This window comes from Limnothrix sp. FACHB-881 (genome assembly GCF_014698135.1).
Lineage (GTDB): Bacteria > Cyanobacteriota > Cyanobacteriia > CACIAM-69d > CACIAM-69d > CACIAM-69d.
Map to the genome: position 1 here is coordinate 20,228 of NZ_JACJSN010000019.1, position 16,021 is coordinate 36,248.

At 58.6% G+C, this 16,021-nt stretch carries 15 protein-coding genes; 9 read left to right on the top strand and 6 right to left on the bottom strand.

The genetic code is table 11. From position 1 onward, the window contains the following. Positions 1 to 36: 36 nt before the first annotated feature. The 3 genes from ebsA (at position 37) to H6G52_RS15450 (ending at position 3,301) form a co-directional block, all read left to right on the top strand. Positions 37 to 411, top strand: a complete 375-nt coding sequence (gene ebsA / locus H6G52_RS15440; protein WP_099533831.1) for a type IV pilus biogenesis protein EbsA — start codon at positions 37 to 39, stop codon at positions 409 to 411. Positions 412 to 1,412: 1,001 nt separating this feature from the next. Then, complete coding sequence (locus tag H6G52_RS15445) at positions 1,413 to 2,489, top strand: phosphotransacetylase family protein (RefSeq protein ID WP_099533829.1); 1,077 nt, start codon at positions 1,413 to 1,415, stop codon at positions 2,487 to 2,489. A gap of 71 nt (positions 2,490 to 2,560) precedes the next feature. Beyond that, positions 2,561 to 3,301 carry a uracil-DNA glycosylase family protein gene (locus tag H6G52_RS15450; protein WP_234406972.1) on the top strand — a complete coding sequence of 247 codons (741 nt, stop codon included), beginning with the start codon at positions 2,561 to 2,563 and terminating at the stop codon, positions 3,299 to 3,301. 50 nt (positions 3,302 to 3,351) lie between these two features. Here H6G52_RS15450 and H6G52_RS15455 read toward each other — a convergent pair whose 3' ends face one another. From H6G52_RS15455 to H6G52_RS15470, 4 genes are all read right to left on the bottom strand, one after another. Further along, positions 3,352 to 3,864, bottom strand: coding sequence for an N-acetyltransferase family protein (locus H6G52_RS15455; RefSeq protein WP_370567722.1), 513 nt, complete (start codon positions 3,862 to 3,864; stop codon positions 3,352 to 3,354). Between the two features lie 104 nt (positions 3,865 to 3,968). Continuing rightward, positions 3,969 to 4,442 (bottom strand): N-acetyltransferase, encoded by a 474-nt coding sequence (locus H6G52_RS15460; protein ID WP_099533828.1) that lies wholly within the window; start codon positions 4,440 to 4,442, stop codon positions 3,969 to 3,971. 635 nt (positions 4,443 to 5,077) lie between these two features. Then, positions 5,078 to 5,323 (bottom strand): DUF6761 family protein, encoded by a 246-nt coding sequence (locus H6G52_RS15465; protein ID WP_099533826.1) that lies wholly within the window; start codon positions 5,321 to 5,323, stop codon positions 5,078 to 5,080. Between the two features lie 280 nt (positions 5,324 to 5,603). Beyond that, positions 5,604 to 6,641 carry a hypothetical protein gene (locus tag H6G52_RS15470; protein ID WP_190529491.1) on the bottom strand — a complete coding sequence of 346 codons (1,038 nt, stop codon included), beginning with the start codon at positions 6,639 to 6,641 and terminating at the stop codon, positions 5,604 to 5,606. Between H6G52_RS15470 and H6G52_RS15475 the strand changes: the two genes are divergently transcribed. The 3 genes from H6G52_RS15475 (at position 6,631) to H6G52_RS15485 (ending at position 9,339) form a co-directional block, all read left to right on the top strand. Beyond that, positions 6,631 to 6,810, top strand: coding sequence for a hypothetical protein (locus H6G52_RS15475; protein WP_099533823.1), 180 nt, complete (start codon positions 6,631 to 6,633; stop codon positions 6,808 to 6,810). The genes H6G52_RS15470 and H6G52_RS15475 overlap by 11 nt on opposite strands. A gap of 46 nt (positions 6,811 to 6,856) precedes the next feature. Next, positions 6,857 to 7,933 carry a magnesium chelatase ATPase subunit I gene (gene bchI, locus H6G52_RS15480; protein ID WP_099533822.1) on the top strand — a complete coding sequence of 359 codons (1,077 nt, stop codon included), beginning with the start codon at positions 6,857 to 6,859 and terminating at the stop codon, positions 7,931 to 7,933. Positions 7,934 to 8,289: 356 nt separating this feature from the next. After that, positions 8,290 to 9,339 carry a glucokinase gene (locus tag H6G52_RS15485; RefSeq protein WP_190529493.1) on the top strand — a complete coding sequence of 350 codons (1,050 nt, stop codon included), beginning with the start codon at positions 8,290 to 8,292 and terminating at the stop codon, positions 9,337 to 9,339. 436 nt (positions 9,340 to 9,775) lie between these two features. On the opposite strand, the gene H6G52_RS15490 is transcribed toward H6G52_RS15485, so the two are convergent. Continuing rightward, complete coding sequence (locus H6G52_RS15490; RefSeq protein ID WP_099533819.1) at positions 9,776 to 10,210, bottom strand: FHA domain-containing protein; 435 nt, start codon at positions 10,208 to 10,210, stop codon at positions 9,776 to 9,778. A gap of 71 nt (positions 10,211 to 10,281) precedes the next feature. After that, on the bottom strand, positions 10,282 to 12,645 hold the full coding sequence (locus tag H6G52_RS15495) for a heavy metal translocating P-type ATPase (protein ID WP_370567723.1): 2,364 nt from the start codon (positions 12,643 to 12,645) through the stop codon (positions 10,282 to 10,284). Here H6G52_RS15495 and H6G52_RS15500 point away from each other — a divergent pair. The 3 genes from H6G52_RS15500 to H6G52_RS15510 are packed head-to-tail and all read left to right on the top strand — an operon-like array spanning position 12,626 to position 16,007. After that, positions 12,626 to 12,967: a hypothetical protein gene (locus tag H6G52_RS15500; protein WP_190529539.1), complete on the top strand. Its 342-nt coding sequence runs from the start codon at positions 12,626 to 12,628 to the stop codon at positions 12,965 to 12,967. The genes H6G52_RS15495 and H6G52_RS15500 overlap by 20 nt on opposite strands. Next, positions 12,885 to 14,582 (top strand): murein biosynthesis integral membrane protein MurJ, encoded by a 1,698-nt coding sequence (gene murJ, locus H6G52_RS15505; protein WP_370567724.1) that lies wholly within the window; start codon positions 12,885 to 12,887, stop codon positions 14,580 to 14,582. The genes H6G52_RS15500 and murJ overlap by 83 nt, the downstream gene beginning before the upstream one ends. A 42-nt stretch (positions 14,583 to 14,624) precedes the next feature. Continuing rightward, a complete protein-coding gene (locus H6G52_RS15510) occupies positions 14,625 to 16,007 on the top strand; it encodes a D-alanyl-D-alanine carboxypeptidase (protein ID WP_190529496.1) in 1,383 nt (460 codons plus the stop codon). Positions 16,008 to 16,021: the final 14 nt, after the last annotated feature.

A 16,021-nucleotide genomic window follows, 5' to 3' on the forward strand; every position in this document is an offset into this window, starting at 1 on the left:
CGTCATCCTCTCACGGGCCACAGGAGGCCACGCCACATGTCGTTGGACAAACTAGAACCGGCTGCTAAGGGAGCCGTTGGCGTTTATCTGCCCTACTATCAGGGCGCAAAACGCAACGTGTTGCCCTTTGCGATCGGGCTATACCAAAAGGGATCGATCGAAGGTAAACGTCGCATTGAAGGCGGCGACGATATTCCCTTTGTGGCCACCTGGCGTGTTTCCACCCTGCCGGCCGACCTAACCCGCTGTCGAATTCAGTTTGATGGCAATGCAGAATTAAGCTACGAAGTGTCCATGGCTAATTTTGAATTTATTAGCTTTCTAATTGATGTGTTAATTGACTATAAAAAAACGCGGGTGACGGATTTTTCAAAGGCCTTTTATCGCAAGCTTCTGAGCCATTTGGAATAGGATCAAGCGAGCTAAGATATTCCTCCCGATCGGCCCTTGCTGGGCCCTTCGGTCTGGCCCTTAGATTCGGTTTGGCCCTTAGATCGGGCCTTGGATTAGCCCTTAGATTGGGGCGATCGCTGGTTAGATCCACTCTTCAGCCTCTGACCAGCGAAACCCGATCAGGCTTTGGCCAAATCAAAATCAGACCGAAATCAAATTCCAGAACCAAATCCCAGAACCAAATTCCAGAACCAAATCCCGCATCAGGCTCAACAGTAAGTTCGGCATTCAGCCGAAATCAGGCATTAAATCAGGCATTATTTTTTTGGTAATGTTAGGAAACGATCGCATAATGCCCCCTTTAGCCCCATCGTCCGCCAAATCGTTCGGGAAACCCTGAATTGGGTTGCTTCGGAGCTGCCCATGGGCGGGAAATTTTGGGAATGATTAACCCTAGAGGGGCGATCGGGTCACATCGGCGGCCGGCCATCGGTTTCCAAGCCCATTCTCAGACCCGGCAGAGCGATCCCCAAGCACCTCAGCCCACCCGGACTCAGGGCGCAAAACTGCGGAAACAATCCCTAACAACTTGTTACAATCGTTACCCTTCCATACCAGGTGTAATGGACAGTTGCAATCGCTGCAATACACATTAATGATTTAATTGCATTAACAGGATTGCTATGTCTGGTATCCCTCCAGATTTGCTGGGTCGATCGCACCTGAAAATCGCCCCTCAAATCTGACGACATCTGAAAGTCAATTCACGTTCTGAATCACGTTCTGAATACTGAAGACCGCCCACGGTTCTGGGTTGCGGAGTTTCCCCCTCGCAAAGGCCGATGGATCTGTTGAACGGGTCTGTGACGCAGCGAGAGACCCCCGCCGGTTCTGCCAATGATCGCTAACCTTTTCGATCGCCCTTCGATCGAGCCACGGTTCCCCGATTTCAACCGATTTCCCCCAACCGCAGACGGTTCATTTCGCCCCAGTTTGTTGCACAACACAGGAGTTTTAGCGTGCCGTTTCGTCCCAGGCATTTGATCGTCGGTTCTACGGAAGAGTACAGCGGCAAATCAGCGGTATTGCTAGGGCTGGCTCATCTGTTGGCCACCAAGGACATCAAGATCGGTTACGGGAAGCCGCTCGGTGGCCTGATGACGGCCACGGATGGCGAAGATGCGGATGTGCGGCTGATCCGCGAGACATTGAACCTCCCGAGCGATCGACTGCTGCCGACGCTGGTGCAACTAACCTCCGATGCGGTGCTCAAGCGGTTGCAAGGGGAAGACCCCACCAACTACAGCGCCTTGCTGGAGGATTATGGCAATACCAGCGCTGAGTTGGTGCTGATGGAGGGGCCCGCCTCCTTACAAGAGGGCAGTTTGTTTGAACTATCCATGGCCCAAGCGGCGCGAACGCTGGATGCATCCGTGTTGCTGGTTTGTTCCTATGAACCCACCCTGACGGTCGATCGGCTGATGGCCGCTCGGGAGCTGCTGGGCGATCGACTGGCGGGCGTGGTGCTGAACCGTTTGCCTGCCAAGGAACTGGACGCGGTGAACGGTGTGGCGCGGCCATTTTTGGAGTCCCAAGGCATTCCCGTTTTGGGGCTGCTGCCGCGCAACTCCCTGCTGCGGAGTGTCAGCGTGGGTGAACTGGTGCGCCAACTGGATGCGGAAGTGCTCTGTTGCCGCGATCGCCTGGAACTGATGGTGGAAGACCTGAAGATCGGGGCCATGAACGTGAATTCGGCCCTCAAGTATTTCCGCAAGGGCAACAACATGGCCGTGGTGACCGGGGGCGATCGGGCAGATATTCAGTTTGCAGCCTTGGAAACCTCAACCCATTGCTTGATTCTGACGGGGCAAGTGCCGCCGGATCCGACAATCATCGCCCGCGCCGAAGAGTTGGAAGTTCCGGTGCTGACGGTGGATCTGGACACGTTGACCACGGTGGAAATTGTCGATCGGGCCTTTGGGCAAGTGCGTTTGCAGGAACCGATTAAAATTCAATGCATCCGCCACTTGATGGGTGAGCATTTCGATCTCGATCGACTGCTGGCCCGCCTGGGAATGGAACCCGCTGCCGTCTAGGTCGGCCCGACCAACAAAAACGGGTTGCCACCGGACTCTAGCCACCGGAAGAAAAAGGAAGTTGTTTGATCGTGTCCGCCACTGATCCCGTGAGCGAGCAAATTAGTCTGTTCGATTTTGGGGGCATTGCACCGCCGGCCCCCCCACCTCCGCCCGCGATCGACCTCGAACGGATTCCCCTAGACGGTCGGCAACCCATTCCGCCGGGAACCTACAACAGCCTTGAAGCGCTGTTTGCCCATTGCCGCCAATGCCAGCGTTGCGAGCTGGCCGGTGGTCGCACCAATGTGGTGGTCGGTCGCGGATTGCCCACGGCCCCGATCATGATCATTGGCGAAGGGCCGGGCCAAACGGAGGACGAAACCGGGTTGCCCTTTGTGGGGCGATCGGGACAGTTGCTCGAAAAAATCCTGGAATCCGTGCGCATTGACCTGGCCACGGAAGTCTATATCTGCAACGTGGTGCGCTGTCGGCCGCCCGGCAACCGCACCCCCACCCCCGAGGAAGCGGCGGCCTGCCGGCCCTACCTGATGGAGCAGATTCGGTTAGTGGATCCGAAAATTATCTTGCTGACCGGAGCCACGGCGGTGCGCGGCGTGACCGGTCGCAAGGATGGGATCACCAAAATTCGGGGCCAGTGGCTGGAATGGGAAGGGCGGCTTTGTATGCCCATTTTCCATCCCGCTTACCTGTTGCGAAATCAGTCGCGAGAGAAGGGCAGCCCCAAATGGTTGATGTGGCAAGACATCCAGGTGGTGCGGGCCAAGCTGGATGAATTTTTGGGTCGATCGCCCATTGAGATCCAGGACTAATTGGCCGATCGATCGAGACAATTTGCCGGGGCGAGCTGGCGGGCAGATTGTCAGGCGATCGCTTCAGGCAACAGCACCCGACAAATTCGCCAGTCGGGCAAAACTGTTGCGCCCATGTGCTCATAAAACGCGATCGCCGGAGCATTCCAGTCCAGCACGCTCCACTCCACCCGCCCGCACTGTTGCGATTTGGCCCGATCGATCACCGCTTGCAAGAGTCCTTTCCCCAAACCCTGGCCCCGATAGGCCGGCAACACAAACAGATCTTCGAGATACAAGCCCGGCCGGGTCAGAAAAGTTGAATAGTTATAGAAAAACAGCGCCATTCCGACGATGCTGGCCGCGCCGCCCGCTGTGGGCTGGGCTTCGGCCACCAGGGCTTCGGCAAAGGGCCGATCGCCAAACAGGTGCGATCGCAGGGCTTCCGGGGAACCGGTGACCTGGTGGCTGAGTTTTTCGTAGGCGGCCAGGGCTTCAATCAGGTGAAAGAGGGCCGCCACATCCGCAGGCTGGGCCGATCGGATCTGGACGGTGGCCGGTTGGGGATTTTCGATGGAAATCACAGGGCTAAATCACAGGGCTAAATCACAGGGCGAATCAACAGGGCGAATTAACAGTGGTGAGGGATGGTGCGGCAGTCTGAAAGCAGACCGCTTCAGCCCGGCCCTCAACCGAGGCGCTTGGTCCAAAAGTCGCGATCGAGATCCTGGAACCCCAAGGATTGATAGAGCGATCGAGCAACTGTGTTCGTTTTGCCCACTTCCAACCGCAGGGCCACCAGCCCGCGATCGCCACAGAACTGCTCGATCGCCGTCATGGTTTTGCGCCCTAGCCCTTGACCGCGCCAGGCTTCGCTAATCCACAACTCATCGAGCAGCGCCACCATCCCGCCAAATTCGAGGCTGTAAAGGTAGGCCAACAAGGCATAACCGGCAATGGAGGGGCGATCGGGCTGGGGATCACTTTCCGGCTGAATCAAAAGCACCGTGCCCCAATCCGGTTGGGCCAGGAGCCGATCGAGCGCGGGCCCCACCCGATCGAGCGCAAATTCAATGGACTCATGCTCATAAAGCTGACTAATTAAGGGCAGCACCAAATCCCGATCGGGCGATCGGGCTGGTTTTAAGGTCACCACATCCATGCGCTTTGTCTTCCTGCTTAAGCCACCCAAATCAAACCACCCCAATCAAGACATCAAAATTTAGCAATCAAAATCAAGCCGTCAAAGTCCAGCCATCAAAGTCAAGTCATCAAAATTTGGCCATCAAAATCCAACAGTTAGCCACTTCATAAACAAGCAGCTAGCTGGACTCACCAAATTTTCATTCAGCCCACAAAAAAACTGACCAGGATTCCCATTTTGCATAGGATGCCCCAATCAGTCTACCAATTTTTAAAAACACCATGCTAGAGCAAGAACAAGGAGAAACTTGTTACTCCAGATTCTTGAGCCAACCTGATTTCAGTCCCATGGGCTGAAACATCACTTGACTACGAAAGCAGCACGCTTATTTCTATGAACCCAATGACTTGGGTTATCGAGTTCTCGAGTCAACAAGAGATGAAAAAATGAATTTGAACACCTAATTTGACTGACAATCGATTGAGAGAAGTTGCAAAAGGGAAGTTGCAAAAGATTTGAAGGGAATATGATGCCAGCAACGTGATTAGGAACAATCTCCTGAGAACGTGACTGCAACAATCCAATCACTGATCAAATGACCCATCAAATCATCAAAACATTGGATCGTGGACATTGGAACGCGGTCAGCGGCGCTATTCAACCAAATCCGGCTGAGGTTGCACCATGTCGTAGTTGGATGGGTCGTAGAGATAGCGCGTGGCTTCCTCTTCGAGACGATTAATCGAAAACGCTTCCAAGGACTCGGTATAACGCAGGGCTGCCAAGTAACCGTCAAGGTACATCCGCATATCGTCAAAGCGGTAGCCCCGATTCCACAGTTCAGCGATCGTATCGGCGATTTTTTGAAAGTGGCGGACGGCTCTAGGGTCTTGAAGCATAGGCCTCCTTTGGTGCAAGGCTTAGAACTCGGGAATCGCGTGCGCTTGTTGCACCCTGGCAACGCGATTGAAGGTGACCCCGATGGAAGTTGGTATTTCTATCTTAACTGGTTGCGATCGACTGCCAATGTGGGCTGGCCGCGATCTTCAGGAAACGGTAGCCCATGAAACCTTAAACACGAACCAGGTGCAATTTTCTCAAATTTTCTAGTTTTCTCAAGAATTCGCTGTTACACCCGGGAAACTTCCACCCCGATCCCATCAGTTTGGTCGCTGGGAATTAGGGTTGGCGCGATCGAACCGTGACCCGAGGCAAGCGCACCAAAACGGGTTGGGTTGATCGTCCCGATCGGGCGGTTCCGGGTTCTGCGCCCACCGGTTCCAGCACTGCCAAGGTATCCCAAGCGGCTTCATGAACGGGGCGATCGCACCCCTGTTGCAACAGCAACCGCACACAGTCGGCGGCGGTGCGGGTTTGGGTGGCATCCAAGTGCCCCCGATCGGCCAGATGGCCCAGTTGGCGGGCGGCGGCCAGTTGGGAAAGGGGATCGCGATCGCTCAATCGCTCGATCGCCCGATGGAAGAGGCGATCGTGTTCGATCGTGGGTTGGCCGAACCAGTGGCGCACCAGCAGGGCCAATGCGCCCAGGGTTCCAAACCCTTGAAGCACCGTGGCTGCCCCCAGCCAGCCGGTCGATTCTCCCAACACGGCCGCGGCCACGTAGGTACTCAGCATGGCTGCACCACCGCCCACCAGGGCCAGGGTCAGCTTGCCGTTTTCGCCCCGGTTCAGTTCTCGCAACCAACCTTGAATCTGTCGATCGAGGGCTTGCCAATGGCGCGGCTCGGTGCGGTAGACCAGCCAAACCACGGCCCCACCGGCCGCAGCGGCGGATCCTAGCTGCCAATCCGACAGCAGGAGCAGGCTGCCACCGGCAACCCAAGGCAACCAACGCCGGGTGATGATCGATCGGGCCGCGTAGCGATGGCGGAGGCGTGTTTTACGGGGATGGTGGCTGGGGCGTGGCCGGCGATTGAGGGATCGATCGCCCGACTGGTCTACGGGGCGATCGACATGATCATCGACACGATCAACATATCGATTCGCATATTCATCCACGTAGCGATCGGGGTCATCGGCCCAAGGATCATCCAGCGAATCGCGCCGGGCCGGCTGGGGGCGACTGGGTTGAGAATTCAGCGGCGAACCGGCCGAGCGCGACGATCGCCCCCGTCGGGCCGCCAGACCCCGTGCCGCCGGGCCTAGGGTGGCCCGGTGGCGAGTTGAGTAGAGCAGCTCTTCCACCATGCGTGCCACCGAGACCCAAGGAGATGAAGTTGCAGCCACAGCCCAGCCCTTGCCGAAATTTTTGAAAAGTTACCAGTCCATGGTATCAGCCTCCCCCAACGGGCCGATCGCCCGTTGGGAGCGCAACCCCTATGGCAAAATGAAAGACGGCCGGCCGCAAGGGCCCGCCCAATTTTGATCCCATAAGATCCAACCCTTCAAAATCGACCTTACCTGAAACGCCCGTGACCGCAACCGTTGTCAGTTCCGAAACCCGCCGCCGGCCCGTGTTTCCCTTCACGGCGATCGTCGGTCAAGAAGAAATGAAGTTGGCGTTGATGCTCAACGTCATTGACCCCAAGATTGGGGGTGTGTTGATCGTTGGCGATCGGGGCACGGGCAAATCCACCACGATTCGCGCCCTGGCCGACTTGCTCCCGGAAATCGATGTGGTGGACGGCGACCCCTTCAACAGCGACCCCCGCGACCCGGAATTGATGAGCGACGAGGTGCGCGATCGGGCGTTGGCGGGTCAGTCCTTGCCCGTGGTGCAGCGCAAGGTGCAAATGGTTGACCTGCCCTTGGGAGCCACCGAAGACCGCGTTTGCGGCACGATCGACATTGAAAAAGCCCTGGCCGAAGGGGTGAAAGCCTTTGAACCGGGCCTGTTGGCCAAGGCCAATCGCGGCATCCTTTACGTGGATGAAGTGAACCTGCTCGATGACCACCTGGTCGATGTGCTGCTGGATTCGGCGGCCTCGGGCTGGAACACGGTGGAACGCGAAGGGATTTCGATTCGCCACCCAGCACGGTTTGTGTTGGTGGGTTCCGGCAACCCGGAAGAAGGGGAACTGCGGCCCCAACTGCTTGATCGGTTCGGGATGCACGCGGAAATTCGCACCGTGAAGGAGCCGAACCTGCGGGTGCAAATTGTGGAAGAGCGATCGGCCTTTGACAGCAGCCCCCAAAGCTACCTTGATCGTTGCCAAACGGAACAGCAAGCCCTGCAAGCCAAGCTGGTGAACGCCCGGAACCTGCTGCCCTCGGTGGAGCTGGACTACGATTTGCGGGTGCAAATTTCCCAAGTTTGTTCTGAGCTGGATGTGGACGGATTGCGCGGCGACATCGTGACCAACCGGGCCGCCAAGGCGATCGCCGCCCTCGAAGGTCGTACCCAAGTAACCGTCGATGACATCCGCCGGGTAATTGTGCTCTGCTTGCGTCACCGGCTGCGGAAGGATCCGCTGGAGACGATCGACTCGGGCTATAAGGTTGAGAAAACGTTCTGCTCGGTCTTTGGCTTACCCTTCGAGCAAAATTAGTCAACCCGATCAGTCGGGGTGCAAGCGATCGAGATCGCAAGCATGAGTATCGGGGGGGCGCAAGCGTTCATTGGCTTCAACTTAAGACCGAGAAAATCCGGGTAGGGGCGTACGGCTGTACGCCCCTACAGGGTTGACGGGTTTCAATCGACCCTGATTGGGATGATTTTGAACAAGCTAACCGTTAAGTTGAAGCACATGGCAAGCATTGCGCCCCTACGGAATGGGGTGCTGTGTCCCGGTCGGACGGATGAGGGTGTGATTGGGTTGAGATCGTTGAGATCATTGACTTGTGGGCGGGCCAGAGTTCCTTGGCCTGCTGAAGCTCTAGCAATCTGAGAACGGGAGGCGAAACCGTGGCGCTGCTGTTGGCCGGTGATGTGGGCGGAACCAAAACGATTCTGCGGTTGGTGGAAACCGACAGCCGCACCCCCCAGGCGGTGGAATTGCAACCCCTGTATGAAGCCCAATACGCCAGCCGGGACTTCACCGACTTGGTGCCAATGGTGGAAACCTTTTTGGGGGCTTCCGGACTAAATCGCCGACCCGATCGCGCCTGTTTTGGCATTGCGGGGCCCGTGGCCCACGGCACATCACGACTCACCAACCTGGGCTGGTTCCTGGAGATCGATCGCCTAATCCAAGCCCTCGAGATTCCCCATGTGGAACTGATCAACGACTTTGCCGCCGTTGGCTATGGCATCCCGGTGCTGGAAGCGGTGGATTTGAAAGTGTTGCAGCCGGCCAAGGCCGATCCCCTGGCCCCGATCGGGATCTTGGGGGCGGGCACTGGCTTGGGCGAAGGATTTTTGATTCCAACGGGCGAGCCGGGCCGTTACCGAGCGTTCAGCACCGAGGGCGGTCACACAGACTTTGCACCCCGATCGGCCCTGGAATGGGAGCTACACAACTATTTGCAGGAGCGATATCAGATCGATCGGGTCTCCGTGGAGCGGATTGTTTCCGGTCAAGGGATTGTCGGCATCTATCAATTTTTGCGCGATCGACAAACGGGCCACGAAAACAGCACCGTCGCCCAAGCCATCCGCACCTGGGAACAGGAAATGGGCCGCAGCGAAAAGAGCATCGATCCCGGTGCAATCATTGCCCGTGCTGCCCTGGAAGAGTCCGACGCACTCTGCGAACAGGCCATGAACTTGTTTGTGGCGGCCTATGGAGCCGAGGCGGGCAACTTGGCCCTGAAGCTCTTGCCCTACGGCGGGTTATATGTGGCCGGAGGCATTGCCGCCAAGATTTTGCCCTTGCTCGATCGGGGACAGTTTCTATTTCACTTTGGCAGCAAGGGCCGGGTAAGCGAGCTGTTAGAGAATGTGCCCGTTTCGGTGGTCTTGAATCCTCAAGTGGGCCTGCTGGGAGCGGCGGTGTGCGCGGCTCAATTGGGCTAGGGTGCGATCGATTCATTCATCGATTCATTCACAGGACAATTCACCCGCGCATTGTCCGCGCATTCATGAACCCACAGCTTAAAAAGCCAAAACTAAGAAAAGCCAAAACCGAAACGGGGCCAAGATCTGCAACTTTCCTAAGATTCTCAATGAACTTGGTCAGTGACAGCGGCTGGCTCAGGCTCGGTTTTAGCTTTTCAGAAACTTTTTCAGTAGATGCTTTGTAGATGCTTCGTAAACGCTAAATCAATCAGTGCTGAATCAATCAGTGCTGAATCAATCAGTGCCGAGTCAATCAATGCCGAAAACGATAGGAAAGCGCATAGGATAATGCTTAAACATGACTCCAGAAGCCTTGAGGGATGATTGATTAAACAACAACATCTTCAAACGCTCAGATTCTGGAGTCTCCTATGGGTTCTGATTAACACAAGGGTTAATCATCATCCGTGTCTTCCGGGTCACCCACCATGTTGGGGCTAATCAAGGTGATATCAAACTCGTCCGGCGGCCCGATCGAGAGCGTATCTTGCTTGAGGGTGTAGTAAATGGCCCGAACCTGGGGCCCAAAGACAATTTCGTCCTCGTTTTGTAAATCGTGGACTTGCAGCTTACGACCGTTAATTAACAGCCCATTGGCACTGGGTTTGCCCTTGAGGTTGCCATCGACAATTCGGTAATAGGCTGTACCGTCGTCATAGGACAGACGAACGAGGGTGGCGTGCCGACGCGACACAAATTGAGAAACAAGGATGACATCGCACTTGGGATCGCGTCCAATGGAGTAGACGGGATTTTCGAGAATGACTTCCCGTCTCCCCTTGTCGTCTTCAACGATTAAGAGGTGATTTTGCCTGGGTTCTGCGGGCATGGGCTGATTATGCGGACTGGATTAACTGTGCTCCACGAAGTGTGGAGACTCTTGACGTAGCTCGGTTACGGCTAATTCTGACATGTCTGGTTTTGTTCAGGCAGCGCACTAACTGCCGATCGGGCGCTGACACGCAAGAGCAGGGAATTACTCACCACACTGACAGAACTGAAAGCCATCAGAGCGGCAGCAGTGGCAGGACTAAGCCCCAATCCAACGGAGGGTAACCAAAGGCCCGCCGCGAGGGGAATGCCAATCGCATTGTACGCGATGGCCCATAACAGGTTTTGGCGAATTTTACGGAACGTTGCGCGGCCGAGCATGATCGCGCTCGGCAGGTCGAGCAGTCGATCGCGCGTCAAAATGACACCGGCAGTTTCGAGGGCAGCATCGGTGGCCGATCCCAGGGCAATGCCAACGGGAGCAGTGGCCAAGGCGGGTGCGTCGTTGATGCCGTCACCCACCATGGCCGGATGGGGCAATTGGCTGATGATTTGGGCTTTTTGGTCGGGTCGCAACTCGGCAACCACGGCCGACCGGGGCAAACCAACCCGATCGGCTAGGGCGTTGGCCACCTCAGCCCGATCGCCCGTCAACACCCGAATATCCAACCCCAGTTGCTGGAGCCGCTGCACGGTGGCGATCGCATCGGGTCGCAACTCGTCGGCGGCCGACAACAGCCCCACCAGTCGATCGCCCTCCGCTACCAAAATTGGCGTTTTCCCCGCCTGGGCCATGTGCTGCAAGGCCGATTCCACCGACTCCGGCAAGGGAATTCCCCCTTGAGCCAGCCAGGCCCGATTGCCAACCCAAACGGGGCGATCGGCCACTTGGGCCTTGGCTCCCAGGCCCGGTTCCGTCACGAAGTCTTGGGCCGGGAGAGCGGGTAGCGCAGCGGCCGCTTGGGCGATCGCTTGGGCCAGGGGGTGGCGAGTGCCCCGCTCCACGGCCGCCGCCAACTGCACCAGGCGATCGCCCGTCATATCAGCCACCAGGGGTTGGCGATCGACCAACACCGGTCGCCCCGTGGTGAGGGTTCCCGTTTTGTCAAAGACCACCGTGGCCACCTGCTGGAGCCGTTCCAGCACATCACCACCCCGGATCAAAATCCCCTGTTCTGCGCCCCAACTGGAGCCAACCAAAATGGCCGTCGGCGTGGCCAAGCCCAAGGCACAGGGACAGGCCACCACCAGCACGGAAATGGCGAGCTTCAGGGCCAGTTGCCCAGGGGTCACCGGCTCCGACACCATGGGGGCCATCCCGGCCATGGCCAGGTGGGCGGTGTGGTTAGCGTGGGCGGTGGTTTGGGCGGCCGCTTGCAACACAGCGGGGAATCGATCGCCCCAAAGGGCCCAAAAGCCAAAGGTGAACCCGGCGATCGCCATCACCCCCCAGCAAAAATAGCCCGCCACGCGATCGGCCAAACGCTGGATCGGAGCCTTGCGCCCCTGGGCTTCGGCCACCAATTGCACAATGCGGGCCAATTCCGTGTCGCGGCCAACCCGCTGGGCCCGGATCACGATCGCCCCCGATTGGTTGAGGGTTCCCGCCAACAGGCGATCGCCCGGCTGCTTGATCACCGGCTGCGATTCCCCCGTCAACATCGCCTCATCCACCGTGGTTTTACCCAACACCACCACCCCGTCCACCGGCAACCGATCGCCCGGCAACACCAACAGGGCTTGGCCCACCTGCACCGTTCCCACGGGAATCGATTCCGTTGGCAGCGCTTCTCCCAATTCCGTGGGTTCCTGGGTCAACCGACGCGCCAGGGCTGGCTTCAGGGCCAGCAGGGCCGTGAAGGATTCCCGAGATCGCACCCGCACCCGGGCCTCGATCGTGCGGCCCAACAACACAAACCCCAACAGCATGGCCGGCTCATCAAAAAAACAAGCCCAATCCCAACTGGGGTGAACCAAGGCCACCACACTGGCCAAATAGGCCGCACCGGTTCCCAAGCCAATCAGGGAGTTCATGGTGGGAATGCCGCGCAGAAGGGAGCGAAAACCTTCTAGCAAAATCTCTCGCCCCGGAAACAGCAGGGCCAAGGTGGCCACCGCAAAGTGAAATTCCACCCGGCTGATCAATGGAATGGGCGGGCCCCCCAGCCGATCGAGGTGGCCCAAAGTGGAAATCAGCAACAGCACCCCGGCAATCACCAGCGGCCGCCACCAATCGCCCGCCGTGGCCGGGGTTTCCGGGGCGATCGGGGTCAAATCTGCCGAAGTTTGCACTTCGCTGGGAAACCCTGCCCCCGTCAAGGCCGCCGCCAGGGCGGGCACGGTGGCCTGCACATCGGTTCCCGGCAGCAAATCCACCACCGCCAAGCCCGTCGCCAAGTTCACATTGGCATCGGCCACCGTGGGTTGGCGTTTCAGGCGATTTTCCACAGCCGCCACACAGCCCCCACATTTCATGCCCGAAACCGTAAGCACGGCCGTGGGTTTAGGGGATGGGGAAGGGCTGGTCAGGGTCATAGGATTCACGGGCGATCGCGGCGATCAGGGAAAACGTTGGAATCTGGAATCGAAATCTGAAAGTTGGCTGACGGCGATCGGGGGAGCCAATCGACGCAGATCGACTATAGCGGTTTGGCGAAAAGGTCGATCGCTCCCTGGCTCGGGTATGCTGCAAACCAGCCTTTTTCGATCGGGTTCTCGATCGCCCCTCGACCGTGACCGACTCTCCGCCTCCTTCCTCCGCTTCCGAATTGCCGCCCCCCTCGCCCGCCGAGCCGGCCGCCAATCTCGACCCTGAACCCCCGCCCCCGGTTGCCCCGGAGCCAACCCAGACCGGGCGATCGATCCTGTCCATTGCCAGCATCGTGGCCGGGGCCACCCTCCTGAGCAAGGTGGCGGGCCTGGTGCGCCAACAGGTGATCGCAGCGGCCTTTGGAGCCGGGCCCGTGGTGGATGCCTTCGCCTATGCCTATGTGCTGCCGGGCTTTTTGTTGATTCTGTTGGGCGGCATCAATGGCCCCTTCCACAGCGCCATGGTCAGTGTGTTGGCCAAGCGCGATCGATCGGAGGCGGCGGTGATTGTGGAAACGGTCACCACGGTGGTTTGTGGAGCCTTGCTGCTGGTGAGTGCGGCCCTGGTGGTGTTTGCGGAACCGGCGATCGGGCTGTTGGCTCCCGGCTTGAGCGTCCACAACACCGCCGCTGCCGTCCAAACCCGTGAGCTGGCGGCGTTGCAATTGCAGGTAATGGCCCCGATCGCCTTCTTGGCCGGGGCGATCGGGATTGGCTTCGGCACGCTGAACGCCGCCGATCTGTATTGGCTGCCCTCGATCAGTCCCGTTCTGTCCAGCATCGTCACGATCGGGGCGATCGGCTGGTTCGCTTGGCAACAGGGCGGCTCTGGCCCTGAAACCCTGGCGCTGGGTGGGGTGCTGTTGGCCGCCAGCACCACGGCCGGGGCCCTCTTGCAATGGTTAGTCCAACTGCCCGCCCAAATCAAAGCGGGCATGGGGCGGTTTCGGCTGCGTTGGTCGCTGCGCCACCCAGGCGTGCAAGCGGTGCTGGGCGTGATGGGGCCCGCGGCCCTCTCCTCCGGCATGTTGCAGATTAATCTCTACACGGATTTATTTTTTGCCTCCTTTGTGCCCCAGGCGGCGGCAGCCCTCAACTACGCCAACTTGCTGATCCAAACCCCCTTGGGCCTGGTTTCCAACGTGGTGCTTGTGCCCCTGTTGCCGGTGTTGGCCCGGTCAGCGGATGATCGACCCGTATTTATTGATCGGCTTCGGCAAGGGTTGTTGGTTTCCGCGATTGCCATGTTGCCCCTCAGCGGCCTGACGATCGCCCTGGCTGACCCGATCGTTCAAGTAATCTACGAGCGGGGAGCCTTCAACAGCAACGATTCCCAACTGGTGGCCAGCGTCTTGATGGCCGCCGGGATTGGCATGTTTGTTTATCTTGGGCGGGATGTGATGGTGCGAGCCTTCTATGCCCTGGGTGATGCCAATGCGCCCTTTCGGATCAGTTTGGTCAATATCGGGTTCAATGCGCTGCTGGACTGGTGGCTCGTGCCTCGGTTTGGCGCGGCCGGCATTGTGTTGGCCACGGTGGGGGTGAATGCCCTGGCCATGGCGGCGTTGCTCTGGTTGCTCGATCGACGCATTGGCGGCTTGCCCTGGGGCGATTGGGCCAAGCCCTTTGGCGGTGTGCTGTTGGGGAGCTTCCTGGCTGGGGGGGTGGCCTGGGGGGTGCGCTGGGGGCTGGCGGGATCCTTGGGATCCTCGCTGCTTGAGCAATTGCTGTTGTTGGTGTTGGCGGGTTCAGCGGGCTTAGGGGTTTTTGGGGCCGTGGCTTGGCAGTTGCGCCTGCCGGAATTGCAGATCCTGCTGCGACGGTGGCGACGCAGCGAATAGGCAACGCAGCAAATCAGAGAACTCATCAGGGCATTCAGAACAGTGCAAGGATTCATCGGTACGGGACTCGCAACGCTGCTCACCCTCTCACCCGGGGTTGACTTGCTCCACCAGGGAGCCGTGACTTATCTGAATCGCGTTGGCAGCAGTTGGTTTTGGGGGCCAAACCAGGCAGAACCCCAAGCACAGGCAACGGTGCAGCAATATCTCGATCGCCTGAAGGCGGCCGGCATTGACCCCGCTGAACAGGGCCTTTGGTTCCAAGCCAACTGGCGCGTTTTGGCCCAACATCAGGGTGATCGCCCCCTCTCCGCCGCATCCTTGACCAAGGTGGCCACGTCCTTAGCGGCTTTGGAAACCTGGGATCCGAACCATCAATTCATCACGGAAATTTGGGCCGACGGGCCGATCGCCCAAGGAACCCTCCAAGGCAACTTGATTGTGCGCGGCGGTGGCGATCCGATGTTTGTCTGGGAAGAGGCGATCGCCCTTGGGAATGCGCTCCAGCAATTGGGCATCAACCGGGTAACCGGCGATCTGGTGATTGAAGGGCGCTTTGAGATGAACTTTTTGCCCGATCCAGAAGACCCCAACCCACCGGGGCCAGCCCTGGGCGGAACCTTACTGCGCCAAGGGATCAATGGAGCGGCTTGGTCGCCCTTGCTCACCCGTGTCCATGGAACTATGCCCCCCGGCACACCCAAGCCCCAGGTGGTGATTGCGGGAACGGTGCGGCCAGCGTTGGATGCCCTGCCCTCGGCTTCGCCCAACCAACTGCCCAACGCCACCGCCACACCGGGCACGACCACACCCGTAGCGGGCCGGCGCTTGTTGATTCGCCATCGATCGCTGCCGTTGTTGAGTTTGCTGAAGCAAATGAACCTCTACAGCAATAACTTCATGGCCGAAACCCTGGCCCGCCAGATGGGCGGCGGCGTGAAGGTGGCGCAACAGTTGCGATCGCTCACGGGCCTGTCAGAAACGGAGTTGCGATCGCTCAATGGCTCCGGTTTGGGCCAGGGCAATGCTTTCTCTCCCAGGGCGATCACCGCGATCGGGATTGCCTTGGAACGGCGCTTGCAAGTGCTGGGCATTCCGGAGGGCGTTGCGGCCCTGTTGCCCATGGCCGGGCGCGATCGGGGAACCATTGCCCGGCGCAAAATGCCCGCCGGTTCCGCTGTCAAAACCGGCAGTTTGTTTAACGTCAGTGCCCTGTCTGGGTTTTTGCCCACGCGAGATCGGGGCTTGGTTTGGTTTTCGATCCAAAACCGCAGCACCAAAGTCAACAGCCTGCGGGCGGAGCAAGACAAACTCCTCACGGACTTACAAACCCAATGGGGTGGCCCACCGCAACCGGTGGTAATACCGCCCCCGATCGAGCCGTTTTTGGGCGACCCTAGCCGCAACGAACCCATCCAGACCTAGGGCCGATGCTCCAA

Bases quoted from the DNA above. Each gene is read 5' to 3' on its own strand.
- ebsA (WP_099533831.1), top strand. From the start codon at position 37: ATGTCGTTGGACAAACTAGAACCGGCTGCTAAGGGAGCCGTTGGCGTT.
- H6G52_RS15460 (WP_099533828.1), bottom strand. From the start codon at position 4,442: ATGGATGTGGTGACCTTAAAACCAGCCCGATCGCCCGATCGGGATTTG.
- H6G52_RS15465 (WP_099533826.1), bottom strand. From the start codon at position 5,323: ATGCTTCAAGACCCTAGAGCCGTCCGCCACTTTCAAAAAATCGCCGAT.
- H6G52_RS15475 (WP_099533823.1), top strand. From the start codon at position 6,631: ATGCGTGCCACCGAGACCCAAGGAGATGAAGTTGCAGCCACAGCCCAG.
- H6G52_RS15490 (WP_099533819.1), bottom strand. From the start codon at position 10,210: ATGCCCGCAGAACCCAGGCAAAATCACCTCTTAATCGTTGAAGACGAC.
- H6G52_RS15500 (WP_190529539.1), top strand. From the start codon at position 12,626: ATGCCCGAAACCGTAAGCACGGCCGTGGGTTTAGGGGATGGGGAAGGG.